Source organism: Streptomyces sp. NPDC059850, from assembly GCF_042731515.1.
In the GTDB taxonomy this organism is placed as follows: domain Bacteria; phylum Actinomycetota; class Actinomycetes; order Streptomycetales; family Streptomycetaceae; genus Streptomyces.
In genome coordinates, this window is record NZ_JBHWJI010000009.1 from 48,373 (window position 1) to 72,590 (window position 24,218).

Sequence of the window (24,218 nt, forward strand, 5' to 3'; positions counted from 1 at the left end):
CGATTGCCGGGCGGTTCAGAGGACCTTGCTGAGGAAGGCGCGGGTGCGTTCGTGGCGCGGGTCGCTCAGCACGTCCGCCGGGGGGCCGGTCTCGATGACGGCGCCGTCGTCCATGAACACCAGCGAGTCGCCGACCTCGCGGGCGAAGCCCATCTCGTGGGTGACGACGACCATGGTCATGCCGTCCTCGGCGAGCCCTCGCATCACCTCCAGCACCTCTCCGACGAGTTCGGGGTCGAGCGCGGAGGTGGGCTCATCGAACAGCATCAATTCGGGCTTCATCGCCAGGGCGCGGGCGATGGCCACCCGCTGCTGCTGGCCGCCGGAGAGCTGGGCGGGGTAGCTGTGCCTCTTGTCGGCGAGGCCGACGCGGTCGAGGAGTTCCGCACCGCGTATCCGTGCTTGCCCCTTCGGTTCCTTCCTGACCCGGACGGGCGCCTCGATGACGTTTTCCAGGGCGGTCATGTGCGGGAAGAGGTTGAAGCGCTGGAAGACCATGCCGATGCCCCGGCGGCGCCGGGAGACGGCCTTGTCGCTCAGTTCGTGGAGCTTGCCGTCCCGCTCTTCGTAGCCGACCAGCTCGTCGCGGACGTACAGGCGCCCCCGGTCGATGGTCTCCAGGTGGTTGATACAGCGCAGGAAGGTGGACTTGCCGGACCCGGAGGGGCCCACCAGGCACATCACCTCACCGGGGGCGACGGTCAGGTCGATGCCTTTGAGTACGTCGGTGCGGCCGAAGCTCTTGTGCACGCTCTCGGCTCTGATCACTGCGGGGGTCAACGTGCGCTCTCCTCTCGGTGTTTGCGGGCCGCGGCGCGCAGCCGCTGGAGCGGGGTGGGCGGCAGGGCGCGGCTGGTGCCGCGGCCGAAGCGCCGCTCCAGGTAGTACTGGCCGATGTTGAGGACGGACGTGGCCACGAGGTACCAGAAGCAGGCGACGACCAGCAGCGGCACCTGCTGGAAGTTGCGCGAGTAGATGCCCTGGATGGAGGTCAGCAGCTCGGGCACGGCGATGGCGAAGACCAGCGAGGTGGTCTTCAGCATGGAGATCGCCTGATTGCCGGTGGGCGGGATGATGATGCGCAGCGCCTGCGGCAGCACGATGCGGCGCAGGGTCTGCCCGCGGGACATGCCCAGCGCCTGGGCGGCCTCGCTCTGGCCGTCGTCGACGGAGGTGATGCCCGCGCGGACGATCTCGGCCATGTACGCCGCCTCGTGCAGCCCGAGGCCGAGGACGGCGGCGGTGAGCTGGGTGATGAGGACGTTCGTCTCGGCTTCCACGAACGTCGGTCCCCAGGGGATGCCGAGGCCGATGGTGGGGACGATCGCGGAGAGGAAGTACCAGAAGAGGAGCTGGACCAGCAGCGGTGTGCCACGGAAGAGCCAGATGTAGCACCAGCTCAGCCGGGACAGTATCGGGTTGGCGGACATCCGCAGGACGGCGAGGACGACACCGCCGACGATGCCGACCGCCATGGCGAGGACGGTCAGCAGCAGCGTGGTCCGCAGCCCCTCCATGATCACCGGCGAGAAGAGGAATTCGCCGACGGTCCCCCACTGCATACGGGGATTGGTGATCCAGCCCTCCAGGAGGAAGACCATCAGGAACGTCACGGCGACCGCGGCGACGCGCAGCCCCGGGCGGCGCACCGGGACGGCGTGTACGGCCTCGGCGGCGGGTCCGGATCCGGTGCCGCCGGAGTCCTTCCGGGTGAGGGTCTCGGTCATGCCGCGCTCCCGTTCACCGTGGCGCGCTTCAGGGCCCCGGAGGAGATGTTCCATGCCTTGAGGATCTTCGCGTACGTGCCGTTGTCCATGAGTTTCTGCAGGGCACCGCGGATTGCCCGGACCAAGGTCCGCTCCTCCTTGTTGATCAGGATTCCGTAGGGCAGGAAGCGGTACGGCTCACCGGCCGTGCGGAACCTGCCGTGGGACATCTCGGCCTGGTAGACGACGGTGGGGGTGCCGCCGACGAACGCGTCGGCGCGGCCGGTGGACAGCGCCTGGAAGCAGCCGACGGAGTCGGGGAAGACCAGGCTCTCCAGCTCGGGCTTGCCGTCCGCCGCACACTTCTTCGCCTGCGCCGCCACGTCGTCCACCTGTGAGGTGCCCTGCTCGACGGCGACCTGGCTGCCGCACAGGCTGGCCAGCGAGCGGATGTTCCCGGCGGCCTTTTCGGAGGCGAGGATCGAGCTGCTGGTCTTCATGTAGTCGACGAACGTGACCTGTGCCTGGCGCTCCTTCTTGTCGAGCATGGCCTGGATCGCCACGTCGTAGCGGTGGGACCGGACACCGCCGATGATGCTGTCGAAGTTCGCCTGCACCAGGTGGACCCGGAGGCCGAGGACCTGGCCGACCGCGCGGATGAGGTCGGGTTCGGCGCCGATGACGGTCTTGTTGTCGATGTCCAGGAGGGACAGCGGCGGGTAGTCGTTGCCGACAGCCGAAGTGAGGGACCCCTTGCCGCGGATGTCCTGTGGGAGCAAGGCACGGAGTGCGGGGTCGACGCGCTGCTCGGGCACCTTGGACTGGTTGACGGTCGTGGTGCCGCCGCACGCCGTCACGGTCGGCGTGAGCAGTGCCGCGAGCGCGAGGGGAAGTGCGGTGGCGCGGGCTCGCGCCTGCCTTCCGGGCATGATGCCTCCCTTCTGGGCTGCTGGTCAGGGGACCGGCACGGGGCTGGTGACCGCCCAATCTGCGGGATGGCGGTGGCTCGGGCAAGAACAGGGAGAATGAACGTTTCCACGCGGAGTGTTAACTTCCTTTGATGCTGACCCCGCCGCAGCTCCAGGCGATATGCGAGGTGGTCGCGGCGGGCTCGTTCCGTTCCGCAGCCCAGCGCCTCGGCTACACGCCCTCCGCCGTCTCCCAGCAGATCTCGACCATCGAGCGCGCCCTGGGCGTCGCCCTCTTCGAGCGCTCGCCGCGCAGCGTGCGCCCCACTCCCGCCGGGCTCCAGCTCGCCCGGCGCGCGGGCCGCCTGCTGGCCGACCTGTCGGCGACGGAGAACGAGATGCGCGCCTACGCGGCCGCCGAGCGGGGACGGCTGCGGCTGGGCAGCTTCTGGTCCGCGGGGTTCCGGCTGGTGCCGACGGTGCTGACGGGGTTCCTCCGCGACCGGCCGGAGGTCGACGTCCGCTACGAGGAAGGCGACCCGCAGGTCACCGTGCCCGCGGTGGTGGAGGGGCGGCTGGATCTCGCCGTGATCTTCGAATACGGCGTGGTGCCGCACAGCTGGCCCGATGGCCTCGACCACACGCTGGTGCGGGAAGAGCCGCTGTACGTCCTCCTCCCCGCCGGACACCCCCTCGCCGGACGGCGCCACATCCGCCTCGCCGATCTGCGGGACGAGCGCTGGATCAGCTACCACGAGGACACCGACGCCGCCCGCTGCCTGCGCCACATCTGCGCGGCCGGTGGCTTCCTGCCCGAGGTGCTCTTCCGTACCAACGACTACAACCTGCCCTACGAGCTGGTCCGGCAGGGCCTGGGGGTGGCGATCGCACCGGAACTCGCCATCGCGGACACCTCCGCCTCACCCGACGCCTCCGGCACCCACCTCGTCCGGCTCACCGACCCGACCCACACCCGCCGGGTCTACGCCACCCGCCGTACCAGCGACCCCAATCCGTTCCTCCCCCAGGCCCTCGCCCTCCTGCACACCGCCGCGGCCGCCCTGCCGGAGCGGGGCGACGCGGAGTGCCACACGGTCACCGGATAACGCGTGCCGACGCCCGGCCTGACCGTGTAAGGATCAAGGCGGACAGCTACTCCACCAAGGCCAACCCAGGTCGACCGCCTTGGCCCGCGAGTGCAAGACCGACCGACACCGCTCCACTCATCAGGCCCGCTTGGAATCGATCATCCAGGGAACCGGGAGGCGCTCTACCGGCGGACCGCCGAGATCAGTCCGCCGGGCCGCTCCTCGCGCTGCGGCGGGGTGCTGATCGGGCGGCCGTAGGCGGCAGCGCGCTCGCGCAGGGTGTGGCTGTCGGCCTCCCAACCGTGCCCGGCCAGCCAGCCGACCGGGTCGTCGGGCATCTCCGAGACCCACATGGACGCCGCCGACCCCGGCACGGCATCCGCGCCGAAGCGCTCGATCACGCCGGGCGAGCCCAACGTCAGCCCCATCCGACTGCCCGCCGCCGACTGCGTGCTGATCCGGGCGAGCAACAGCTCCACCGCGTCCTCGGGCAGATAGATCAGTAGTCCTTCGGCGATCCACGCGGTCGGCGCGGCCGGGTCGTGCCCCGCGGCGGCCAGCGCGCCTGGCCAGTCCTCACGCAGATCCACCGCGACGGTGATCCGCTCGCAACGCGCGACGGCCCGTTCCTGGCGCAGCACCGAAGCCTTGAAGTCCAGTGGGGCGGCGGTGTCGACCTCGAACAGCCGGGTGCCCTCGGGCCAGTCCATCCGGAAAGCCCGGCTGTCCATGCCGGCGCCGAGCAGCACGACCTGCCGGACCCCGGACGCGGAGGCCTGCTGCAACAGGTCGTCGAGGAACTTCGTCCTGATGACGATGGAGAACGACACTGCCAGCCGGCGGCGTCGCGCGGCCTCGTCGTCGGGCAGCGGCGGCGAGCAGGGCCACAGACCGCCGGCGGTGGCGAAGGCCTGTGCCAGTGGGTCGCGGAACAGCGCGTTCTCCCGCTCAGTCTCCAGCGCCCGCACTCTGGCCACCCCCACTGCAGTGGCCCACACTCCCGACGGCTGCACCCGCTCCTGCTCATCAGTCACCGCGCCAGCCTAGATGAACGATTCCAAGGGGCCTGATGAGTGGAACTAGCTATGGGGCAGGCGGGACTGATTCAGGTCGCCGCCGGTCTGCGCCAGGGCGGCACGACCCGCGCGGCGTCCTTGTACTTCTTTTGCCACGCGTTCGCTGGGCATTGGCCTGAGCTTGTTTGCATACAGGAATGGACCACATCACCTTCCTGGTGGCGGTCGTCATCGTCACGGCCCTCGCCTTCGACTTCACCAACGGATTCCACGACACGGCCAACGCGATGGCGACCTCCATCGCCACCGGCGCGCTCACCCCCAGAACGGCGGTTCTGGTGAGCGGTGTGCTCAACGTCGTCGGTGCCTTCCTGTCCACCGAGGTCGCCAAGACCATCTCCGGCGGTATCGTCGACGACGCCCTGGTCAGTCCAGGGATGATCTTCGCCGGGCTGGTCGGGGCCATCCTCTGGAATCTGCTGACCTGGCTGGTCGGGCTGCCGTCGAGTTCGTCGCACGCCCTGTTCGGCGGGCTGATCGGGGCCGTGTGGGTCGGGGCGGGCTCCCATGGTGTGCACTTCGACAAGGTCGTCGAGAAGGTGCTGATCCCGGCGGTGGCCTCGCCGCTCGTGGCCGGTGTCGCCGCGCTGCTGGCCACCTACCTCGCGTACCGGCTCACCGACCGCGCCCGTAAGAAGTCGGTGACCAAGGGCTTCCGGGTCGGTCAGATCGCCTCGGCCTCGCTGGTCTCCCTCGCACACGGCACGAACGACGCGCAGAAGACCATGGGCGTCATCACGCTGACCCTGATCTCGGCGGGCGCGCTCGGCCATGACGCCGGTCCGCCGCTGTGGGTGATCGCCGCCGCGGGGCTCGCCATCGGCCTCGGCACCTACCTGGGCGGCTGGCGGATCATCCGCACCATGGGCAAGGGCCTCACCGAGATCCAGTCGCCGCAGGGCTTCGCCGCCGAGACCGCCTCCACCACCGTCATCCTCACCTCCGCGCACCTCGGCTTCGCCCTGTCCACCACCCAGGTCGCCTCCGGCAGCATCCTCGGCGCGGGGCTGGGCCGCAGGCTGGCGGAGGTGCGCTGGGGCGTCGCGGGCCGCATGGTCATCGCCTGGATGGTCACGCTGCCCGCCGCCGCGGTGGTCGGTGGCGTCTCCGCGAGCGTGGTCACCAACGGCGGGAACATCGGCGCGGCGGTCGTCGCCCTGGTCGGCGCGGCCCTCGCCGCCGGCATCGTCGCACTCTCGCGCAAGAACCCCGTGCACGCCCAGAATGTGAACGACACCCACGAGGTCACCCTCCGCACCGACCAGCCGACCGCTGTCGGCACGGCCGCGTAAGTTCCTTTCGAATCACGGAGAGTTGAAGAAACGATGCATCTCGACTGGAACGCACTCGGTCAGGTCGCCGCGGTGAGCATCGGCGTCACCGTCGCCGTGGTCACCGTCTTCGCCCTCGGCGTCCTGGGCCTCGCCCGCGTCGAGGCGGCCCGTGAGGAGAACGGCACCGGCTCCACCCTCGGCCTCACCCAGGCCGGCCTGTGCTTCGCCGCGTGCGCGGCGGTGGTGGCGTACGGAATCTATCTGATCGTGCCGCAGTTCCACTGAGGCGAAAGGAAGACCGGATGACGACACCGCCCTTGCTGTCCGAGCTGGCCGACCTGCGGGTCGACTACAGCGACCACGACGACCCCGTACTCATCCGGCCGGACGGAAGCCCGGTCGACACCTGGCGGGAGAACTATCCGTACGCGCGGCGCATGGAGCGCCCGGAGTACGAGTGGCACAAGCGGCTGCAGCAGATAGAACTGCTGAAGCTGCAGAGCTGGATCAAGGAGACCGGACGCCGTCTCGTCATCGTCTTCGAGGGCCGGGACGCGGCGGGCAAGGGCGGCACGATCAAGCGCTTCACCGAGCACCTCAACCCGCGCGGCGCACGGGTCGTGGCGCTGGAGAAGCCGACCGAGCGCGAGCGCGGCCAGTGGTACTTTCAGCGGTACGTGGAGCATCTGCCGACCGCGGGCGAGATCGTGCTCTTCGACCGGTCCTGGTACAACCGGGCCGGTGTCGAGCGGGTCATGGGCTTCTGCGCGGAGGACGAGTACCAGCGCTTCATGCGCCAGGCGCCGATGTTCGAGCGGATGCTCGTGGACGACGGCGTGGACCTGGTGAAGTTCTGGTTCTCGGTGTCCCAGAGCGAGCAGCGCACCCGCTTCACGATCCGCCAGGTGGACCCCGTACGGCAGTGGAAGCTCAGCCCGATGGACCTGGCCTCGCTGGACCGCTGGGACGACTACACCGCCGCGAAGGTCGCCATGTTCCGCGAGACGGACACGGAACACGCGCCCTGGACGGTGGTCAGGAGCAACGACAAGAAGCGGGCCCGTGTCGAGGCCATGCGCAGCGTGCTCGACCGCTTCGACTACGCCGACAAGGACGCGGAGGTGGTCGGCACCGCCGATCCGCGCATCGTGGGCGCGGCGGCGGGTCTGCTGGAGGAGGGCGAAGACGTGCGCTGACGCGCGCTGGCGGCGCCATCGCGCCGAAGGGGCCCGGCCTGCGGGGAAGTGGCCGGGCCCCTTCGGCGTGTTCTCACGGGTGTGCGGCGACGGCGGCGGGGCGGCCGGTGCGCAGCGAGTCGTAGGCGGCCAGGACGATGCGCAGGGTGCGCAGGCCCGCCTCGCCGTCGGGGGCCGGGCGCCGCCGGGTGCGGGCGGCGTCGAGGAACTCGTCCAGCATGGCGGCGTCCAGGTCGGTGCCGCCGGGTTCCCAGCGGGCGCGGCCGTCCACCGAGTCGAAGCCGCCGAGCAGCCGGGGGAAGGCGTCGAACTCGACGATGGCGCGCTCCCCCACGCAGGTCAGGGTCAGCCCTCCCCAGGTGGGGTGGGCCGGGGGCTGGCTCCAGCTGCAGTCGATGGTGGCGACGGCGCCGCTCGGGTAGCGGATGGTGACCAGGCCCGCCGTCTCGACGGGCGAGTCGGCGTCGAGGACGGTGTTGGCCTGGGCGTATACCTCGGCGGCCGGTTCGCCGTGGAGCAGGACGTCCATCAGGTCGGCGAGGTGCACGGTGTGGTCCATGACCGCACCGCCGCCCGCGAGGGCCGGATCGGCGAACCAGCGGCGGACCCGGGCGGGGTTGGTGCCGTTGTTGGTGCCGTGGACACTGACGAGGCCCCCGAGGGAGCCGTCGGCCAGGGAGCGGTGGAGGGTTTCGAAGGCCGGGCTGAACCGTACGGGGTAGGCGGTCATCAGGCCGACCCCGGCGCGTGCGCAGGCGTCGATCATGGCGCGGGCGTCCGCCTCCGTGGTGGCGAGCGGCTTCTCGCAGAGCACCTGGGCACCGGCCGCCGCCGCGCGCTCGACCAGGGGCCGGTGGCGGGCGTTCTCGCTGCACACCACGACCGCGTCGGGGGGCGGCGAGAAGGCCTCGTCCCAGCTGTCCGCGTACGGCACCCCGAGCCCTTCGGCGAGGGCGCGGCCGCGGGTGGGGTCGCCGGGCGGGGCATCGGGGTCGGCGGTGATCAGGTCGATGCCGTCGCGGTCGCGCAGCAGCTCGATGTAGGTCGCCGCGTGGACATGGGCGAAGGACAGTACGGCGACCCTCACGTGGTGGCTCCTTCCTTGGGGGCGGTCAGCTCGACGGCGCGGCCCGTGCGGGCGGAGAGGGCTGCGGCCTCGGCGATACGGACGGCGGCCACGCCGTCGCGGGCGCTCACCCGGGGCGGTGGGCCGCCCGCGAACGCCTCGGCGAACTCGCGTATCTGGGTGAGGTAGGGGGACTCGCCGAAGTCACCGGCCGGGATGCCGTCCTCCTCGGCCACGATGCCGGTGACGCGCAGGCCGGGCGCCGCGAGCGAGTCGTAGCGTACGGTCCCGCCGGTCCCGGCCACGTGGAAGGTGGTACGGAACCGGGTGGCCGGGGGCGCCCAGACGCCCACGACCTGGCTGATGACACCGCCCTCGTGGGTGAGGACCGCGCCTCCGGTGGCGACCGCCCCGGCCGGGGCGGGGGCGGACAAGTGGCCGCGCTGGTAGGCGTGGACCCGTACGACCTCGCCGAACAGCCAGCGGGCGATGTCCAGGTCGTGGATCATCTGGTCGATCAGGATGCCGCCGGAGCGCGCGGGGTCGGCGAACCAGCGGCTCCAGGTGGGGTAGCGGCCGGTGCGGGTGAAGCGGGCGACCGCGACGCGGCCGACTTCGCCGTCCGCGACGGCGGCCCGGAGCCGGGTGTAGGCGGGGAAGTAGCGCACCACGTGGCCGGGGTAGAGCCGCACCCCGGCGGCGTCGGCGGCGTCCGCCATCTCCTCGGCATCGGCGCCGCTCAGCGCGAGCGGCTTCTCGCACAGGACGTGGGCGCCCGCTGCGATGGCGGCGAGCGCGATGCCGTGGTGGGTGTCGGTGGGGGTGCAGATGTCCACCGCGTCGGCGCCGCTGATCGCGTCGTGCAGCGAGTCGGCGGTGGTGGCGCCGAATTCATGGGCGAGCGTGGCGGTGTGGGGGTCGGGCGCGTAGACGCGTACGCGGGCGCCGAGCGCGGCCCAGGCGGGCAGGTGGGTGCGGGCGATGCCGCCCGCGCCGATCAGCGCGATGTCGAGTTCTGCCATGGACTTTCCTAGCCGTTCAAGAGGCCTCTGGCCGGTGGGGGTGTCTAGCCTTTGAGGGCGCCGCTGAGCACTCCGTTGATGAAGTGCCGCTGGAAGAAGAGGTAGACGAGGACGACGGGGGCGATCACGATCAGCGTGGCCGCCGCGAGGAGCGGGATGTCGACCTCGTACTGGCCGGTGAACAGGCCGAGTCCGGCGGGCGCGGTGCGTCGGCCCGGGTCCTGGATCAGCACCAGCGGCAGCAGGAACTGGTTCCAGCTCCAGACGAAGTAGAGAACGCCGAGGGTGGTCACGGCCGGGCGGGAGCTGGGCAGCAGCACCCGCCACAGCGTGGCCCAGGACGAGGCGCCGTCCAGCCGGGCGGCCTCGATGAGGCTGCGCGGCATGGTCGCGAAGTGCGCCCGCATCCAGAACACGCCGAACGGCATGAACGCGCCGATCTCGGCGAGGGCCAGGCCCGGCACGGTGTTGGTGAGCCCGACGGCCCGCAGGTCGTAGTAGAGCGGGATGACGGTGACCTCGACCGGGATGGCCAGGCCGAGCAGCAGGTACGCGTAGAGCTTGCCGCGCCCTGGGACCTCCATGGTGGCGAGCGCGTATCCGGCCAGGGTCGCGCACACGACGGCGGCGGGCACGACGCTGAGCGCGATCAGCGCGCTGGACCGCAGCAGGGTGCCGAATCCGGCGGCGGACCAGGCGTGGCCGAAGTTCTCCAGGTGGATGCCCTTCGGCCAGGCGAAGCCGGTGAGCGGCGTACTGGCGGGCTGGAGCGCGGCCAGCAGCAGGGAGAGGAACGGGATCAGGACGACGGCCAGGAAGACGGCGAGCACGGCGGGCGCCGCGATGCCCCTGGTGGCCGGACGGGCTGTAGCGGCCTCGGTGGCGGTGGTCACGGGGCCTCCCTGGCGAGCCGGTTGATCACGAGGACGGCCACCGAGATGACGGCGGTGAGGACGACGGCCAGGGCGCTGGCGAGACCGACGGCGCCGCCGCCGAAGGCGAGGCGGTAGATGAGGATGCCGGGGACGACGGTGGTGTTGCCCGGGCCGCCGCCGGTGGTGATGTAGATGAGGTCGAAGCTGGAGAGCGCGGCGATCACGGTGATCGACAGGGCGACCGCGATCTCGGGCCGCAGCAGCGGGACGGTGATGGACCGGAACTCGCGGATCGGGCCCGCCCCGTCCATGCGGGCCGCCTCGTAGATCTCCTGGTCGATGCGCTGGGTCCCGGACAGGAAGAGGACCATGCACAGGCCGGAGACCACCCAGGTGCCGATGAGCCCGACGGCGGGCAGCGCCCAGGTGAAGCTGCCCAGCCACGAGTCGGCGAGCCGCCCGAGGCCGATGGCGCGCAGCCCCTGGTTGAGGGTGCCGTCCTCGGCGTACACCCAGCGCCAGATGATGGCGACCGCGACCAGCGGGATGACCTGGGGCAGGAAGAGCAGCGCCCGGATGAGGGCGGTGCCGCGGCCGGTGCGGCGGGACACGATGGCCGCCGACACCAGGCCGAGGCAGATGGGCAGAACGGAGAAGAACACGATGAGCGCGCCCGCGTGCCAGGCCGCGGCGCGCAGCTGCGGATCGGCGAAGACACGCCGGTAGTTGTCGAGGCCGACGAAGGACGGCAGGGTCACGCCGTCCCAGTCGAAGAGCGACAGGTAGGCGGTGTGGAGGGCGGGGAGGACGGCGAAGAGCGTGTACGGGAGGAGGGCGGGCAGGACGTACAGCAGCGCCACGGCCCGGCGGCGGCGCCGTCTGCCCGCGCCGGTCGTCACGGTCCCGGCGGTGTGCGGGCGGGGGCGCGGACGGTGAGGGGTGCGGGGGCGGCGGTGGGCTCCGGTGGCGAGGCGTTCGGTGGCGGTCATGCGTGGTAGTTCTCGTAGTCCTGCTGAAGGTTGGACAGGAACTTCTCCGCGCTGACCTTGCCCCCGGCGAGCAGCTGGAGCTGGGTGGTGAGGGTGTCGGCCATGGTCGTGGTTGAGGCGTTCTGGATGAACGGCTCCAGACCGGCGTCCTTGACGATGCCCTGCCAGCCCTGCTGCACCTCGCCGATCAGTCCGCTCTGCCGGGGCATGGCGGCCGCGTCGGGTGCCATGAAGCCGCCCTTGGCGATGACGGGCGCGGCGCCCTTACTCGCGGCGAATTCCAGGAAGGCGGCGGCGACGTCGGGGTTGTCGCACTTACTGGAGACGCAGTAGTAGACCCCGGCGCCGGTGGTGCGGACAGGGGCGCCCCGGGTGGCGGGCGGCGCGTTGACATAGCCCGCGTCGTCGCCGAGGCCCTTGGCGACGGCCGCAGCGGCCCAGTTGCCGCTGATGCGGAAGACGCCCTGGCCCTTGGCGAAGGCGGCGGTGGCGTCGTTGTCGCTGAGCCCGTTGGTCTTGGGCGTGACGTAGCCCTCGTCCACCCAGCGCAGAAGCGTCCGGGCGGCCTTCAGCGCCTCCGGTCCGGTGATGGTGGCGCCCTTGTGGCCGAAGGCCCAGGCCTCGCGGTCGGCGGGCTTCATGAAGACGGAGAGCAGGACGTTGAAGGGGTGGTTGAGGCCGCCGTCGAGGTTGCCTTCGACGAGCGCGGTCTCCCCGGCCGCCTTGGCCTTGGCGAACATCTTCTCCAGGTCGTCCACGGTGGCGGGCGGGAAGCGCAAGCCCAGCTCGCGGGCCTTGGCCTTGTTGTAGTACACGCCCTCGAAGGACAGCCCGGCGGGCACTCCGTACAGCTGCCCGGTGCCTACCGTCCTGCCGTCGTCGGAGAAGGTGATCTGGTCCAGGCCCGGGAACTTCTTCGGCCAGCCGTACGCACGGCTGTACGCGCCCATGTCGAGCAGCAGCCGGCCGCGGACGAGGTTCTGCATGCCGGAGGTGAACTGGGCGATGTCGGGTGCGGTGTCCGCGGACATCGTGGTGTTGATGCTCTTGAGGTAGTCGTCCCAGCCGGTGTACTGGCGCTTGATGGTGATGTTGGGGTACTTCGCCATGAAGGCCTTGACCAGGCCCGGGGTCATGGTGGTGTCGTCCGCGTCGGCGAGCACGAGGGTGAGCTTCTTGCCGGTCGGCACGGCGGTGGAGGCGGGCCCGGCGCTGCTCTTCTTGGCGGAGGAGCCGGGCGTCAGGCTGCCGCACGCGGCGAGCGCGGAGGCGCCGACCACGCCGGAGGCGGCGAGGAAGGCCCGTCTGGACAGGGCGGTGGAGGACAGGGAAGACGCAGAGGACAGGGGTGACTGGGTGGGTCTCACGGGGGTCTCCTGAGACGGCGAGGAGGCGATGCCGGGCTTCGCGGAGGGGGCGCGGGGGGCGCGGCGGGGCCCTGTGCGGGGGAAGCAGGGCGTGATTTAATAAAGCAGTTTCGTTTCATAATCGGCATGGCGCGAAGGCGCGTCAAGAGCCGGGGTCGACGGATACCAGATAGCAGGAGGCTGAATCCTTTGGTCATGTCCAGGGGTCTCGGAGGCCGCGACGACGCGTCCCCGGCCACCGCCGCCGTCCCGCAGACGCGCTGGCCCGTGGACCAGGGCGCCGATCCGGGCCCGCCCATGCCTGCGGTGGTGGGCGTGGCGGACCTCCGCGCCACGAACGCGGCCGCCATCCTGGCCGCCGTCCGCTCGGCGGAGTACCACCCCCGCCTGTCCGAGCTGGTCAAGGCCACCAAGCTGTCCCGCCCCACGGTCGAGGCCATCGTGGACGAGCTGGCCGACTGCGGCCTCATCGAGACCGCCGCCGCGGAGTCAGCGCGGGGCAGGCGCTCCCCCGGCCGCCCGGCCCGCCGGTTCCGCTTCCGGGCCCGCGCGGGTTTCGTCGTCGGCGTCGACGTACGGGCCCGGTCGGTCACCGCCTGCCTCGCCGATCTGGACGGCAGCGCGGTGGCCGTCGAGCGCAAGGCGGTGCGCGCCGACCTCACCGGCCGCGCCCGCGCCCGCGCCGTGACGGCGGCCATCGACGCCGCGATCGGCCGGGCGGGCGTCGACACCCGGCGGGTGTGGGCCGCGACGGTCGGCACCCCCGGCCTGGTCGACCGGGACAACCTCACCATCCGGCAGGCCGACAACCTCAAGGACTGGGCCCGGGCGGACATCGTCGGCGTCCTGCGCGACCAGCTCGACTGCCAGGTGACCGTGGAGAACGACGCCAACCTCGCCGCGCTCGGCGAACGGTGGCGCGGCGTGGGCGGCGACACCGACGAGATGATCTTCGTGCTGCTGGGCGAACGGCTCGGCGCGGGCGTGATCACGGAGGGGCGGCTGCTGCGGGGCCACCACGGGGCGGCCGGGGAGATCGGCTTCATCCACTTCCCCGTCCTCCCCAGCGAGCCCGCGCCGCCGCGCCCGGGCCTGCCGCCGCAGGCCTCCCTCACCGTCCGCAACGCGGCCGCGGGCGACCCGGACGCGGTCCGGGCCGTCGCGTCCTACGGACAGCGGCTGGCCGACGGCATCGCCCCCGTCCTGCTCGCCCTCGACCCGGCGCTGGTCGTGCTCGGCACCGGCCCGTTCGGCGACCCGGACCTGCTGCCCGCCGCCGAACTGCTCCTCGACGCCGCCCAGCGGCACGCCGACGGCCTCCTCGTGGACCCGCCCCGGTGGCGGCTGTCGGCCCTCGGCGACGAGGCCGTGATCACGGGCGCGGTCCGCCTCGCGCTCTCCTCCGTCGAGGCCGTGCTGCGCACCCGTCCCACCAGCCTGACCCCGCGCTGAGTCCGCTTCAGCGCGCGGTGTAGTCGTCCTGGCTCAGCGCGTACACGGTGCAGGGACGGTTCAGGACGGTGTCCTCGCGCAACGGCGTGAACCCCAGGCGGTCGGCCAGGGCCGCGGAGCCGGTATTGCCGTGGTGGATCATGGCCGTGATCTGCTTGAGGCCGAGCGTGCCGAAGCCCCACGCCAGGACGGCGCGAGCTGCTTCCTTGGCGTAGCCGTTGCCCCAATGCGCTCGGGCGAAGGTCCACCCGATCTCGGTCTCGCCGAACTGCTCCCACCAGTTGAGGCCGGAGCGCCCGATCGCCTCACCGGTACTGGCCAGCTCGACGGCGCACAGCCCGTGCCCGCGCCGCACCCACTGCTGGTGGATGTCGCGGAGACGGGCTTCGGCCTGCTCGGGGGTGTAGGCGCCGACGAACTGGTTCACCTCGTCGTCGGCGTGCAGCCGGACCCACCAGTCGGCGTCGGCCTCGGTGAGCGGGCGCAGCCGGAGGCGCGGTGTGGTGAGCACGGGCCCTCAGGCCTCCTCCCGGTGGGCGATACCGTCGCGGCAGCCTACCTTCGGCAGCCACCGGTCCGGCAGTCTCAGCCGAGGGCGCGGGCCATGAGCTGGGCGAGGTGGGTGCCGGTGCGGTCGGTCCGCTGGGCGATCTGCGTACGGCAGCTGAACCCGTCGGCGAGGACGTACGTGCCGGGCGCGGCCGCGCGTACGGCGGGCAGCAGGGCCTCCTCACCCGCGGCCACCGATACGTCGTAGTGGCCGCGTTCGAAGCCGAAGTTTCCGGCCAGGCCGCAGCAGCCCGCGTCGAGGGTGGTGTTGTCGACGCCCATACGGTGCAGCAGTGTGCTGTCGGCGCCGAAGCCCGAGGTGGCGTGCTGGTGGCAGTGGGTCTGGCTGATCGACCGGGCTTCGATGGCCGGGGGCTGCCAGTCGGGTGCGTGGTGGACGAGGAGTTCGGCGAGGGTGACGGTGGCGCGGGCCAGGGCGCGGGCGCCGTCGCCACCGTCGCTGCCTCGGTCGCCGTCGCCGTCGCCGTCGAGGAGTTCGGGCAGGTCGCTCCGGAGGGCCGCCGTGCAGCTGGGCTCCAGGCCGACGACGGGGACGCCCGCCCGTACGGCGGGGGCGAGCGCGGCGACGGTGCGCCGGGCGATACGGCGGGCGACGCCGAGCTGTCCGGTGGTGATCCAGGTCAGCCCGCAGCACTGGGTTCCATCGGGGACCCGCACCTGGAACCCGGCGCTCTCCAGCACCGCCACCCCGGCTCGCAGCACATCGGGGGTGAAGTGGTTGTTGAACGAGTCGACCCACAGCACGACCGGACCACGACGGCCGCCGGTTTCGGGTGTGCGGGTGCGGAACCAGGACAGGAAGGTCTGCTCCGCGAAGCGCGGGATCTCCCGTTCCGCTGCGATCCCGCCCAGCCGTTTGACCAGCGGCGCGAGCCGGGACGACGTCAGCGCGTTGACGAGGCGTGGCATGCGGGCGGCGGGCCGGGACAGCAGGGGCAGCCAGCCCATGGAGTAGTGCGAGGCGGGCCGGACGCGCCGCTTGTAGTGGTGGTGCAGGAACTCCGACTTGTAGGTGGCCATGTCGACGCCGACCGGGCAGTCGGTGCTGCACCCCTTGCAGGACAGACAGAGATCCAGCGCGTCGCGGACCTCGCGGGAGCGCCAGCCGTCGGTGATGACCTCGCCCCGGGTCATCTCGTGGAGCAGACGGGCGCGGCCCCGGGTGGAGTGCTTCTCGTCCCGGGTGACGCGGTAGCTGGGGCACATGACGCCACCGCGCGGGGCGGCGGTGCGGCACTTGCCGACGCCGACGCAGCGGCGGGTGGCCTTGGTGAAGTCACCGTCGTCGGCGTGGAAGGGGAACACGGTCGCCAGCGGGAGCGGGGTGCGGTGCGGGGTGACCCGCAGATTGCCGTCGACGGGCAGCGGCCGCACGATCATGCCGGGGTTGAGGCCGTTGTCCGGGTCCCAGGCGTTCTTGAACTCCTCGAACAGGGCGATGACACCGGGCCCGTACATGAGCGGCAGCAGCTCGGAGCGGGCCTGGCCGTCGCCGTGCTCGCCGGAGAGCGAACCGCCGTGGGCGACGACCAGCTCGGCGGCGTCGGTGACGAAGGCGCGGAAGACGGCCGTACCGTGCTCGGTGGTGAAGTCGAAGTCGATGCGGACATGCAGACAGCCCTCGCCGAAGTGTCCGTACACGGCGCCGCTGAGCCGGTGCCGGTCCAGCAGGCCGGTGAACTGCCGCAGATACGAACCGAGTTGGGCGGGCGGGACGGCCGCGTCCTCCCATCCGGGCCAGGCTTCGGACCCGTCGGGCAGCCGGGTCGCCAGGCCCGCGCCGTCCTCGCGGATGCGCCACAGCGCGCTGGCTCGTCCGGGATCGGTGATGATCTCGCTGCCGGTGAGCCCCGCGGTCCGTTCGGCGGCCGTGGTGAGCGCCCGGGCACACTCGGGCAACTCGTCGGCGGTGCCGCCGAGTTCGGCGAACAGCCAGGCCTTCGCGGCGGGCAGGGTGTCGATGGCCGCTCGGGTCCCGGGCCGGGTGACGACATCGGTCAGCGCCTGGCCGAGCCCTTCCAGCGCGAGCAATGGGTGCTCCAGCAGGGCGGGCACCGCGTCGGCGGCCGCGCAGGCGTCCTCGTAACCGAGGACGACCAGGGCGCGTGCGGGCGGGCGCGGGAGGAGGCGGACCGTCGCCGAGAGGACGACCGCGAGGGTGCCCTCGCTGCCGACCAGCGCCCTGGCGAGGTGGAAGCGGCGTTCGGGCAGCAGATGCTCCAGCCCGTAGCCCGACACCTGGCGCGGGAACCGCCCCAACTCGGTGCGCAGCACCGCGAGGTTGCGCTGCGCGAGGCCGTACAGGGAGGCGATGAGCTGGCCTCGGTCGTCTCCGGCGGCGATGGCCTGGTCGATCTCGTCCTGCGTCATCTCGCCGAGGCGCACCACGGTGCCCCGGTAGGTGACGACTTCGAGTTCCACGATGTTGTCGGCGGTGCGGCCCCAGGCGATGGAGTGGGTTCCGCACGCATTGTTGCCGATCATGCCGCCGAGTGTGCAGCGGCTGTGGGTGGACGGGTCGGCGCCGAACAGCACGCCGTGCCCGGCGGCGGCCGACTGGAGGTCGTCCAGGACGATGCCCGGCTGCACGGTCGCGGTGCGCGCCCGAGGATCGAGGGCGAGCAGCCGGTTGAAGTGGCGGGAGAAGTCGAGCACCACGCCCGGGCCGACGGCCTGGCCGGAGGTGCTGGTGCCCGCGCCACGGGCGGTGACGGGCACGCCCAGGCGGCGGCATGCGGCGAGCGCGGCGAGGACGTGGCGCCGGGTACGGGGGAAGACCACGGCCAGCGGGACCTGCCGGTAGTTGGAGGCGTCGGCCGCGTACTGCGCGCGGCGCCCGGCGTCGCCGAACACCTCTCCGCAGTCCGCGCGGGTGAGGGCGTCGGCCACCACGGCCGGGTCGACGCCGTCGCTGCCTGGTGCTGTCGTGCTCACCGCGCTCGCTCCTCCTGTGCTCACCTGCCACCTGGGACACGCACCGGTCACGCCCGCCCTGGCCGTCCCGGCCGTCCCACGATGTGGGCGGGCGGGGACGCTCCACAAGCCCCAGCAGGGCGACGGTCTTGACGGAGGAGGGCAAGCCCTCCTTATGCTCCCGGTGGCCCGTCCGTCCCTACGCCTCCTACTGACACGAGGAGTCGCGTTGCTCAAGCCCCTGCATCTCCTCACCCTGAAGGCCGTCGTCGGCAGCGGCTCGTTCGCCGTGGCGGCCCGCGACCTCGGCTACACCGCCTCCGCCATCTCGCAGCAGATCTCGGCCCTGGAGAAGGAGACCGGGCTGGTCCTGTTCGAGCGGGAGGCGCACGGGATCCGGCCGACCGCCGCCGCCCACCGCCTGGTCGACCTCAGCGGCCGGGCCCTGGCCGCCCTGGACGACCTGGACGAGCAGGTGCGGGAGCTGGCCACCGGTGTCACCGGGCGGCTGCGGCTGGGCAGTTTCCCGACCGCGAGCGTCCGGCTGGTGCCCGCCGCGCTGTCGGCGCTGGTCGAGACCCACCCCCGGGCGCGGATCCAGCTGGAGGAGGGCGAACCGGAGGATCTGATCGCCCTGCTCACCAGCGGTGACCTGGACATCGCCCTGGTCTACGAGTACGGGCTCAGCCCCCGGCAGTGGCCGGACGGGCTGACCCGCCACCCCTTGCTGCGCGAGGACCTGGTCTTGCTGCGGGCCACGGACAGCCGCCTGGGGGCGAGCCTTCCCCAGCTGGCCGAGGCGCGCTGGATCACCAGCGCGGAGGGCACGGCCGGGGCGCTCTCGCTGGTCCGGCTGTGCGCGTCCGCCGGGTTCGACGCGGAGGTGGCGTTCCGGAGCAACAACTACGACGTCGTACGGGAGTTGGTGTCCACGGGGCTCGGCGTGGCGGTCGTCCCGGCGCTGGGCCACGCGCCCAGCGAGGCGATCCAGGCCACCCGGCTCACCCAGCGGTCCGCGTACCGCCAGGTGATGGCCCTGCACCGCGCCGAGAACACCAACCCCCTGCTCGGCACGGTGCTCGACACGCTGCGGCGCGCGGTGCCCGGTGACGAGCCGTATCTGCACCCGGCTAAGGCGCCCGCGCCGTAGTGTCAGCATCCGGTTCGAACACCGGGCTGGGGCATTCAGCGGTAGATCAGCATCCTTTTGAGTTGCGGGCCGGTGGGATGAACTCGTTTTGCGGCTGTGCTGACCAACAGAGTCGGTTGACTTGGCGTGGGAGGCGATCGCTTCCCCGACGCGTCTCTTGTGAGGGCAGCTACCTTGATCAACAGGCGGAGCGTACTGCGGGCAGGCACTGTGGGTGTTGTGGGGACGGAGGCGGTGGGTTCGCAGTCGCTGCCCGCTGCTGCCGCGTCACCCACCGAAGAGGCGGAGCGGCTCAGCCAACGGGACTGGGAGTTGCTGGCTCAGGCACTGTCGTCGCGTTCCACTCTCTACCGGCCGGGAGATTCCGGCTACCCGCCGCTGGCACTTCCGTTCAACCACCGGTACGCCGGGGTCCGCCCTGCTGGAATCGTGGCGTGCGCCACCACCCGAGATGTCCGGGCGGCGGTCCGCTGGGCCCGCGCGGTGGGGCTGCCCGCCGTGCCTCGTTCCGGGCTGGGCCACAACTACGCCGGGTACTCCACCACCACTGGTCTGCTGCTCAACATGGCCCGCATGAAAAGCATCGTCTCCACCCCGCGGCCGGGTGCCGGCTCCCGGACCCGGACCTACGGGCGGATGAGGGTCGTTCACGACGCGGGTACGGTCACCGTGGGAGCCGGGGTCACCAACGGCGACCTGCACCCGCTGCTGGAGGACCGGGGCATGTTCGTGCCGACCGGCCGCTGCCCTACGGTCGGTGTGGCCGGGCTGGTGCTCGGTGGCGGAATCGGTTTCAGTGACAAGATGTTCGGCCTGACCTGCGACCGGCTCGTGTCGACGACCGTGGTACTCGCCGACGGCAGCGTGGTTGAGGCCGGCCAGGACGCACACTCCGACCTGTTCTGGGGTTGCCGCGGCGGCGCGGGAAACAACTTCGGTGTCAACACCTCCTTTACGTTCCAGTACGAGCGGTTCCAGGGCGACGTGGGCGTCTACCAGCTGCGCTGGAGCCTGGACTCGGTGCTGCAGGTGATCGCCACCGCGCAACAGATCGCCGTGAACACCCTGGACAACAAGCGGTTCCATCTCCGCGCCGGCATCGGGACGCACGGGCTCACCAGTGACCAGATTCGCGCCAACGCCAACGTCAATGCCATCGGTCAGTACTACGGCCCCCTTGAGGAGTTGCGCGACATCCTGGCCCCGCTGCTCGCCATCGGCACGGCTGAGGAGCGCGCTCGCAACAACGCGTCCGTCCGCGAGGTCGCTCCGGGTGTGGCGAGCGTGCTGCTGAGTGCCACCACTCCGGTGCAACAGTTCGCCGCCAAGTCGGCGGTTCTGACGTCCCGGACGCTCCTGACCGATGCACAGATCGGTGCCGCCGCCGAGCAACTGCTGGACTGGCCTGGCAGCGACAACGAGGACGGAGCCGGGTTCGCCATGTTCGCCCTCGGCGGCGAGATCAATCAAGTGCCGCCGGACGCCACGGCGTTCGTGCACCGAAACGCCGTGTTCATCCTCGCCGCCGAGACCTCCTGGGCGGATTATGATCCGCCCAGCGTCGCCGACGCGAACCTTCACTGGCTCCGTGAGTTCTACTGCGGCATTTTCGGTGACACGCCGCCCCCGCATTCGTATCAGAATTTCCCGGATCCGACCCTGAAGGACTGGCGGCGGGCCTACTACGGTGCGAACTACGACCGGCTGGTCCGGGTGAATCGTCAGTACGATCCGACCAACTTCTTCAGCTATCCGCAAGGGGTCGGCACCTGACATTCTCAAACCGACGCTAAGCTCACGCACCATGTCGTCGCCGCACACCCCGTCCCCCGCCCCGAACGCCACGGTCATACCCATCGGCCGTCGCAGCGCCATGACCGGGCTCCCCTGCTCCGTCGTCCTCATCGCCATCGGCGCCGCAGGCATCTTCGGCATCATCATGGTCGCCACCGGGAACCAGAAGGGAGAGGCCACCGTCGCCGGGTTCGTGGGACTCGGGATCGCGGTGGCACTCGGCGTCGTCGGCATCACCCTCTTCATGGGCTTCCTGGCGAACCGCCGCAGCAGGATTCTCATCGACCACACGGGCCTGTGGCTCGAAGAGGGAAGCAGGCGGAGCGTCATCCCCTGGAACACCCTCGCCGGAGTCGCCCTCTACTGGAGCGAATTCGGGCGCAACGCGAAGGTCTACTCCTTGGAGCTGTACCCCGCCGGGCCCATCGACCGGGACCACCCCCACCTGTGGACCCTGGTCCGCGACGAGGAGCCGTTGCACCCCGGCCTTCCCCGCCTGCGCCACCGCGTCACCCTCTCCGCGCCCACCCAGCGGCCGGTGGTCGAGGCGGTACGGAGTCACGTACCGCAGATCTGGCTCGGCGAGTCCCGGCGCGCGGCGGGCCACGTCGGCCGCCCCGATGTCAGCGGGCACCGGCAGCGCACCCGGAACCGAACGCCGTGAACGACGGACAGGTCAGGCGCCGAGCTTCCCGGAGGCGGCGCGGACCAGCCCGTCCAGCCACGCCTGGTGGCCGTTGAGCATCGGGTTCGGGATCTGCCCGGCCAGCTCCGCGGCGGGGGCGCCGATCTGGGTCTCCTGGGTCAGGACGCGGACCCGGCCACCGGGCAGGTCCTCCACCAGCCAGGCATGCAGCACATCCAGCCGCTCCTGCGGCTCGCCGTCCTGCTTCGCGGTCCACGACAGTCGGCCCGGGACACCCGTGGCGGGGGCCTGGAACTCCACGACGCGGACGGCCAGGGGCGGGAAGCCGAAGGTGCCGAAGCTGAAGTCGGCGTCACCCGCGAGCACGGGGCCGCCACCGTGCGGGAAGGAGATGTCGGCGACGTTGTCGTAGTACGACTCCCAGGTGGCGGTGTCCGTCAGGTAGGGCCACACCTGGGCGGCGGTGACGCCCTGGACGATCACCTCGTTGGAGACGAAGTTGTCCCCGGTCCCGGGCAGGTACTTCTCGGGCCAGTTGATCGCGTTCTGCGTGCTCATGTGGGTCTTCCTTCCAGCGAGCCTCTTCCGTGACACCCATGAAGTTAGGCTCACGTGCCATCGGCATACCAATAGGAAGACCGATTCCAGCTATCGGAACTCCGATGTGAACGGGGCGTACGATAGCCGCCATGAAGAAGCGGACGCCCGACGCTCCCGACACCGCGCGGCTCCCGGCGCACGCCGATCTGAATCTGCTGCGCACCTTCCTGGCCGTCTACCGCGCCGGTACGTTCACCGCCGCCGCACCCGCGCTCGGGCTGTCCCAGCCCACCGTGACCGCCCAGATCCGCACCCTGGAGCAGCAGACCGGCCGCGAGCTGTTCTCCCGGCTGCCGCGCGGCGTCGAGCCCACCCCCTACGCCCATGAACTCGCCGCCCGGATCGCGGGCCCGCTCGACGCGCTCGCCACCCTCGACGGCGGCTCCCAAGGCGGGCCTGTGGCGCCCGTGCACATCGCCGGTCCGTCGGAGCTGCTGTGCGTGCGCGTCCTGCCCGCCCTGGCCGCCCTCGTCACCGACGGTGTCCAACTGCGCGTCAGCCAGGGGCTGCCCGAACCCCTGCTGGAGGAGATGCGGACGGGCCGCCACGACCTGGTCATCGCCACCCGGCGGCCGCGCGGCCGCGGCCTGGCGTCGGTGCCGCTCACGGACGAGGAATACCTGCTGGTCGCCGCCCCCGCCTGGGCCCGGCGCATCGCCGCCCACCCGCAGGCCGCCGACGATCTGTGCGCCGCCCTGCGCGAGGTTCCGCTGATCACCTACGCCGAGGACCTACCCATCGTGCGGCGCTACTGGCGGACCATCTTCGGCAGGCAGCTCACCACTCGCGCCGCGGTCACCGTGCCCAATCTGTACGCGGTCCTGTCGGCGGTCAACGCGGGCACCGGTGTCAGTGTGCTGCCCCGCTCGCTGTGTCAGGAGTACCTCGACTCCGGCCGCCTCGCCCTGCTCCACGAACCGGAGGAGCCCCCGCTGAACACGCTGTTCCTCATCCAGCGGCCCGGCGCCGAGACCAACCCCGATGTGCTCCGGGTGCGCGATGCCCTCCAGCGGGCCGCCCGCGGCTGGTAAGCGCGTACGACACCCGCCATCGCTATTGAGGCTAGGCTAAGCTAACAAAATCTTGGCAAGGTCGGCTGAACGCACCTCATGAACGGGGCGGGGACACAGATGAGACCTGTCGTCATCAAGTTCGGCGGTCACGCCATGGTGGACGCGAATCTGCAGCGCGCGTTCGCCACTGATGTCGTGGAGCTACGGCACGCGGGCCTGCGGCCGGTCGTCGTCCACGGGGGCGGGCCGCAGATCAGCGCGATGCTCGACCGATTAGGCCTGGAGACCCGGTTCGAGGCGGGCCTGCGGGTGACCACGGCGGAGGCCATGGAGGTGGTCCGCATGGTCCTGTCCGGCCGGGTCCAGCGGGAGCTGGTCGGCCACATCAACGCCCACGGGCCTTTCGCCGTCGGCATGACGGGCGAGGACGCGCACACGATGACCGCCGTGCGGCGGCCCGCCTGGGTGGACGGACGGCCGGTGGACATCGGCCTCGTCGGCGATGTCGTGGACGTGAACCCGGGCATGGTGCGCACGCTCCTGGAGGAGGGCCACATCCCGGTGGTCTCCCCCGTGGCGCGCGGCACGGACGGGCAGGTCTACAACGTCAACGCCGATCTCGCGGCGTCCGCACTGGCCGTGGCCCTCGACGCCGAGCGGCTGGTGATGCTCACCGATGTGGCGGGGCTGTACGCGAACTGGCCGCACAGCACCGAGGTGATCCAGCGGCTGACGGCCGACGCGCTGGACGAACTGCTGCCGGGGCTGGCGAGCGGGATGCTGCCGAAGATGGAGGGCTGCCTGCGGGCCGTCCGTGGCGGGGTACGCAGCGCACACGTACTCGACGGGCGGGTGGCGCACGCGGTGTTGCGCGGCGTTCTCGGCGAACCGGGCCAGGGCACCACCGTGGTACCCGACCACAGCCCCGACCGCGACCCGGAGCACAGTGCGGACCACGACACGGACCGCGACGGAAGCGCCGCCGTATGAGGGGTCACAGGTTCCGCCCGAGGACCCGCGCATCGCGCCGGGGATCCAGCGACGCCGCCCAGGACGCGGGCGCCAGGCGCACCGGCGTGGGTGTGAATCCGTACCGGAGGAACAGGCCACCACCGCCGGTCGTCGCCGTGAACACGGCGTCGAGCGACTGGGCGCGCGCCCTGGCCAGCACCGCGCGCAGCAGCCCGGCCCCCACTCCGCTCCCCTGCCGCCGCCCGGCCACGCAGAAGTTGTACACGACACCCGCGGGCCCGCGACCCTCCCCCGGCGCGGTACCGTGCACCCGCAGCCCCACGCACCCCTCCAGGGTGCCGTCCGGGGCCTCCGCCACGAGGAAGTCGGCCGCGTGGGTGGCGTAGAGCGCGTCAGGACGCTCCCGCAGGGCACCCGAGCGCACGAAGGGCCGGGATAATGCGGCGAGTTCGGCCGCGTCCTCCTGACGGGCCGTCCGCACGGACGGTGTCGGCGCGGACGGTGTCGGCGCGGGCAGTACCCCGGCAACCGCCGATATCCC

The 24,218-nt window shown here is 71.5% G+C and carries 23 protein-coding genes and 1 pseudogene; 10 read left to right on the plus strand and 14 right to left on the minus strand.

All coding sequences use genetic code 11. The features are described from left to right. Positions 1-15: 15 nt before the first annotated feature. Genes ACFV9T_RS09580 through ACFV9T_RS09590 form a run of 3 tightly spaced genes read right to left on the minus strand, consistent with a single transcriptional unit; the run spans position 16 to position 2,635 of the window. Complete coding sequence (locus tag ACFV9T_RS09580) at positions 16-780, minus strand: amino acid ABC transporter ATP-binding protein (RefSeq protein ID WP_385437957.1); 765 nt, start codon at positions 778-780, stop codon at positions 16-18. Further along, entirely contained in the window at positions 777-1,727 is a 951-nt protein-coding gene (locus ACFV9T_RS09585; RefSeq protein ID WP_385437959.1) for an amino acid ABC transporter permease, read from the minus strand. The genes ACFV9T_RS09580 and ACFV9T_RS09585 overlap by 4 nt, the downstream gene beginning before the upstream one ends. After that, positions 1,724-2,635 carry an ABC transporter substrate-binding protein gene (locus tag ACFV9T_RS09590; protein WP_385437961.1) on the minus strand — a complete coding sequence of 304 codons (912 nt, stop codon included), beginning with the start codon at positions 2,633-2,635 and terminating at the stop codon, positions 1,724-1,726. Before ACFV9T_RS09590 ends, ACFV9T_RS09585 begins: the two co-directional genes overlap by 4 nt. A gap of 131 nt (positions 2,636-2,766) precedes the next feature. On the opposite strand from ACFV9T_RS09590, the gene ACFV9T_RS09595 reads away from it, so the two are divergent. Beyond that, on the plus strand, positions 2,767-3,720 hold the full coding sequence (locus tag ACFV9T_RS09595) for a LysR family transcriptional regulator (protein ID WP_385437962.1): 954 nt from the start codon (positions 2,767-2,769) through the stop codon (positions 3,718-3,720). Between the two features lie 164 nt (positions 3,721-3,884). On the opposite strand, the gene ACFV9T_RS09600 is transcribed toward ACFV9T_RS09595, so the two are convergent. Beyond that, positions 3,885-4,736, minus strand: a complete 852-nt coding sequence (locus ACFV9T_RS09600) for a class I SAM-dependent methyltransferase (protein ID WP_385437965.1) — start codon at positions 4,734-4,736, stop codon at positions 3,885-3,887. 179 nt (positions 4,737-4,915) lie between these two features. Between ACFV9T_RS09600 and ACFV9T_RS09605 the strand changes: the two genes are divergently transcribed. From ACFV9T_RS09605 to ppk2, 3 genes are read left to right on the plus strand one after another with little or no spacing between them, the layout of a single operon-like run. Next, positions 4,916-6,070 (plus strand): anion permease, encoded by a 1,155-nt coding sequence (locus ACFV9T_RS09605; protein WP_385437966.1) that lies wholly within the window; start codon positions 4,916-4,918, stop codon positions 6,068-6,070. A 33-nt stretch (positions 6,071-6,103) separates the two neighbouring features. Further along, positions 6,104-6,337, plus strand: a complete 234-nt coding sequence (locus tag ACFV9T_RS09610; protein ID WP_385437969.1) for a hypothetical protein — start codon at positions 6,104-6,106, stop codon at positions 6,335-6,337. Between the two features lie 17 nt (positions 6,338-6,354). Further along, positions 6,355-7,248, plus strand: a complete 894-nt coding sequence (gene ppk2, locus ACFV9T_RS09615) for a polyphosphate kinase 2 (protein WP_385437970.1) — start codon at positions 6,355-6,357, stop codon at positions 7,246-7,248. Positions 7,249-7,321: 73 nt separating this feature from the next. On the opposite strand, the gene ACFV9T_RS09620 is transcribed toward ppk2, so the two are convergent. The 6 genes and pseudogenes from ACFV9T_RS09620 to ACFV9T_RS09645 all read right to left on the minus strand — a co-directional run bounded on the left by ACFV9T_RS09620 (position 7,322) and on the right by ACFV9T_RS09645 (position 12,567). Beyond that, positions 7,322-8,335, minus strand: a complete 1,014-nt coding sequence (locus ACFV9T_RS09620) for a Gfo/Idh/MocA family protein (protein ID WP_385437973.1) — start codon at positions 8,333-8,335, stop codon at positions 7,322-7,324. After that, complete coding sequence (locus ACFV9T_RS09625) at positions 8,332-9,006, minus strand: Gfo/Idh/MocA family protein (RefSeq protein ID WP_385438195.1); 675 nt, start codon at positions 9,004-9,006, stop codon at positions 8,332-8,334. Before ACFV9T_RS09625 ends, ACFV9T_RS09620 begins: the two co-directional genes overlap by 4 nt. Next, positions 8,998-9,354, minus strand: a pseudogene (locus ACFV9T_RS09630) (Gfo/Idh/MocA family oxidoreductase); the annotation flags it as partial. The pseudogene ACFV9T_RS09630 and the gene ACFV9T_RS09625, both read right to left, overlap by 9 nt. A gap of 26 nt (positions 9,355-9,380) precedes the next feature. Further along, on the minus strand, positions 9,381-10,229 hold the full coding sequence (locus ACFV9T_RS09635) for a carbohydrate ABC transporter permease (protein ID WP_385437974.1): 849 nt from the start codon (positions 10,227-10,229) through the stop codon (positions 9,381-9,383). Beyond that, positions 10,226-11,200, minus strand: a complete 975-nt coding sequence (locus tag ACFV9T_RS09640) for a carbohydrate ABC transporter permease (protein ID WP_385437976.1) — start codon at positions 11,198-11,200, stop codon at positions 10,226-10,228. Before ACFV9T_RS09640 ends, ACFV9T_RS09635 begins: the two co-directional genes overlap by 4 nt. Further along, the gene (locus ACFV9T_RS09645; RefSeq protein WP_385437978.1) at positions 11,197-12,567 is read right to left on the minus strand and encodes an ABC transporter substrate-binding protein; all 1,371 of its coding nucleotides are present in this window, start codon (positions 12,565-12,567) and stop codon (positions 11,197-11,199) included. The genes ACFV9T_RS09640 and ACFV9T_RS09645 overlap by 4 nt, the downstream gene beginning before the upstream one ends. Before the next feature lie 195 nt (positions 12,568-12,762). On the opposite strand from ACFV9T_RS09645, the gene ACFV9T_RS09650 reads away from it, so the two are divergent. Further along, the gene (locus ACFV9T_RS09650) at positions 12,763-14,019 is read left to right on the plus strand and encodes an ROK family protein (protein ID WP_385437980.1); all 1,257 of its coding nucleotides are present in this window, start codon (positions 12,763-12,765) and stop codon (positions 14,017-14,019) included. Between the two features lie 7 nt (positions 14,020-14,026). On the opposite strand, the gene ACFV9T_RS09655 is transcribed toward ACFV9T_RS09650, so the two are convergent. Both ACFV9T_RS09655 and ACFV9T_RS09660 read right to left on the minus strand, forming a co-directional pair. After that, positions 14,027-14,530: a GNAT family N-acetyltransferase gene (locus ACFV9T_RS09655; protein ID WP_385437981.1), complete on the minus strand. Its 504-nt coding sequence runs from the start codon at positions 14,528-14,530 to the stop codon at positions 14,027-14,029. A 74-nt stretch (positions 14,531-14,604) separates the two neighbouring features. Then, entirely contained in the window at positions 14,605-17,523 is a 2,919-nt protein-coding gene (locus ACFV9T_RS09660) for an FAD-binding and (Fe-S)-binding domain-containing protein (RefSeq protein ID WP_385437984.1), read from the minus strand. Between the two features lie 208 nt (positions 17,524-17,731). Between ACFV9T_RS09660 and ACFV9T_RS09665 the strand changes: the two genes are divergently transcribed. The 3 genes from ACFV9T_RS09665 (at position 17,732) to ACFV9T_RS09675 (ending at position 21,110) form a co-directional block, all read left to right on the plus strand. Next, complete coding sequence (locus ACFV9T_RS09665) at positions 17,732-18,652, plus strand: LysR substrate-binding domain-containing protein (protein WP_385437986.1); 921 nt, start codon at positions 17,732-17,734, stop codon at positions 18,650-18,652. A 219-nt stretch (positions 18,653-18,871) separates the two neighbouring features. Then, positions 18,872-20,425 (plus strand): FAD-binding oxidoreductase, encoded by a 1,554-nt coding sequence (locus tag ACFV9T_RS09670; RefSeq protein WP_385437988.1) that lies wholly within the window; start codon positions 18,872-18,874, stop codon positions 20,423-20,425. 31 nt (positions 20,426-20,456) lie between these two features. After that, entirely contained in the window at positions 20,457-21,110 is a 654-nt protein-coding gene (locus tag ACFV9T_RS09675; protein WP_385437990.1) for a hypothetical protein, read from the plus strand. A gap of 12 nt (positions 21,111-21,122) precedes the next feature. Here the strand turns inward: ACFV9T_RS09675 and ACFV9T_RS09680 are convergent, their stop codons facing one another. Next, the gene (locus ACFV9T_RS09680) at positions 21,123-21,650 is read right to left on the minus strand and encodes an SRPBCC family protein (protein WP_385437992.1); all 528 of its coding nucleotides are present in this window, start codon (positions 21,648-21,650) and stop codon (positions 21,123-21,125) included. Between the two features lie 131 nt (positions 21,651-21,781). Between ACFV9T_RS09680 and ACFV9T_RS09685 the strand changes: the two genes are divergently transcribed. Continuing rightward, positions 21,782-22,723, plus strand: coding sequence for a LysR family transcriptional regulator (locus ACFV9T_RS09685; protein ID WP_385437993.1), 942 nt, complete (start codon positions 21,782-21,784; stop codon positions 22,721-22,723). Between the two features lie 99 nt (positions 22,724-22,822). Next, positions 22,823-23,695 carry an acetylglutamate kinase gene (gene argB, locus ACFV9T_RS09690; protein ID WP_385437995.1) on the plus strand — a complete coding sequence of 291 codons (873 nt, stop codon included), beginning with the start codon at positions 22,823-22,825 and terminating at the stop codon, positions 23,693-23,695. 4 nt (positions 23,696-23,699) lie between these two features. Here argB and ACFV9T_RS09695 read toward each other — a convergent pair whose 3' ends face one another. After that, positions 23,700-24,215: a GNAT family N-acetyltransferase gene (locus ACFV9T_RS09695; protein WP_385438196.1), complete on the minus strand. Its 516-nt coding sequence runs from the start codon at positions 24,213-24,215 to the stop codon at positions 23,700-23,702. Positions 24,216-24,218 lie beyond the last annotated feature (3 nt).

Coding starts and splice junctions, on each gene's coding strand:
- ACFV9T_RS09610 (WP_385437969.1), top strand. CDS start 6,104: ATGCATCTCGACTGGAACGCACTCGGTCAGGTCGCCGCGGTGAGCATC.
- ACFV9T_RS09680 (WP_385437992.1), bottom strand. CDS start 21,650: ATGAGCACGCAGAACGCGATCAACTGGCCCGAGAAGTACCTGCCCGGG.
- ACFV9T_RS09605 (WP_385437966.1), top strand. CDS start 4,916: ATGGACCACATCACCTTCCTGGTGGCGGTCGTCATCGTCACGGCCCTC.
- ACFV9T_RS09650 (WP_385437980.1), top strand. CDS start 12,763: ATGTCCAGGGGTCTCGGAGGCCGCGACGACGCGTCCCCGGCCACCGCC.
- ACFV9T_RS09595 (WP_385437962.1), top strand. CDS start 2,767: ATGCTGACCCCGCCGCAGCTCCAGGCGATATGCGAGGTGGTCGCGGCG.
- ACFV9T_RS09640 (WP_385437976.1), bottom strand. CDS start 11,200: ATGACCGCCACCGAACGCCTCGCCACCGGAGCCCACCGCCGCCCCCGC.
- ACFV9T_RS09585 (WP_385437959.1), bottom strand. CDS start 1,727: ATGACCGAGACCCTCACCCGGAAGGACTCCGGCGGCACCGGATCCGGA.
- ACFV9T_RS09675 (WP_385437990.1), top strand. CDS start 20,457: ATGTCGTCGCCGCACACCCCGTCCCCCGCCCCGAACGCCACGGTCATA.
- ACFV9T_RS09685 (WP_385437993.1), top strand. CDS start 21,782: ATGAAGAAGCGGACGCCCGACGCTCCCGACACCGCGCGGCTCCCGGCG.
- ACFV9T_RS09590 (WP_385437961.1), bottom strand. CDS start 2,635: ATGCCCGGAAGGCAGGCGCGAGCCCGCGCCACCGCACTTCCCCTCGCG.
- ppk2 (WP_385437970.1), top strand. CDS start 6,355: ATGACGACACCGCCCTTGCTGTCCGAGCTGGCCGACCTGCGGGTCGAC.
- argB (WP_385437995.1), top strand. CDS start 22,823: ATGAGACCTGTCGTCATCAAGTTCGGCGGTCACGCCATGGTGGACGCG.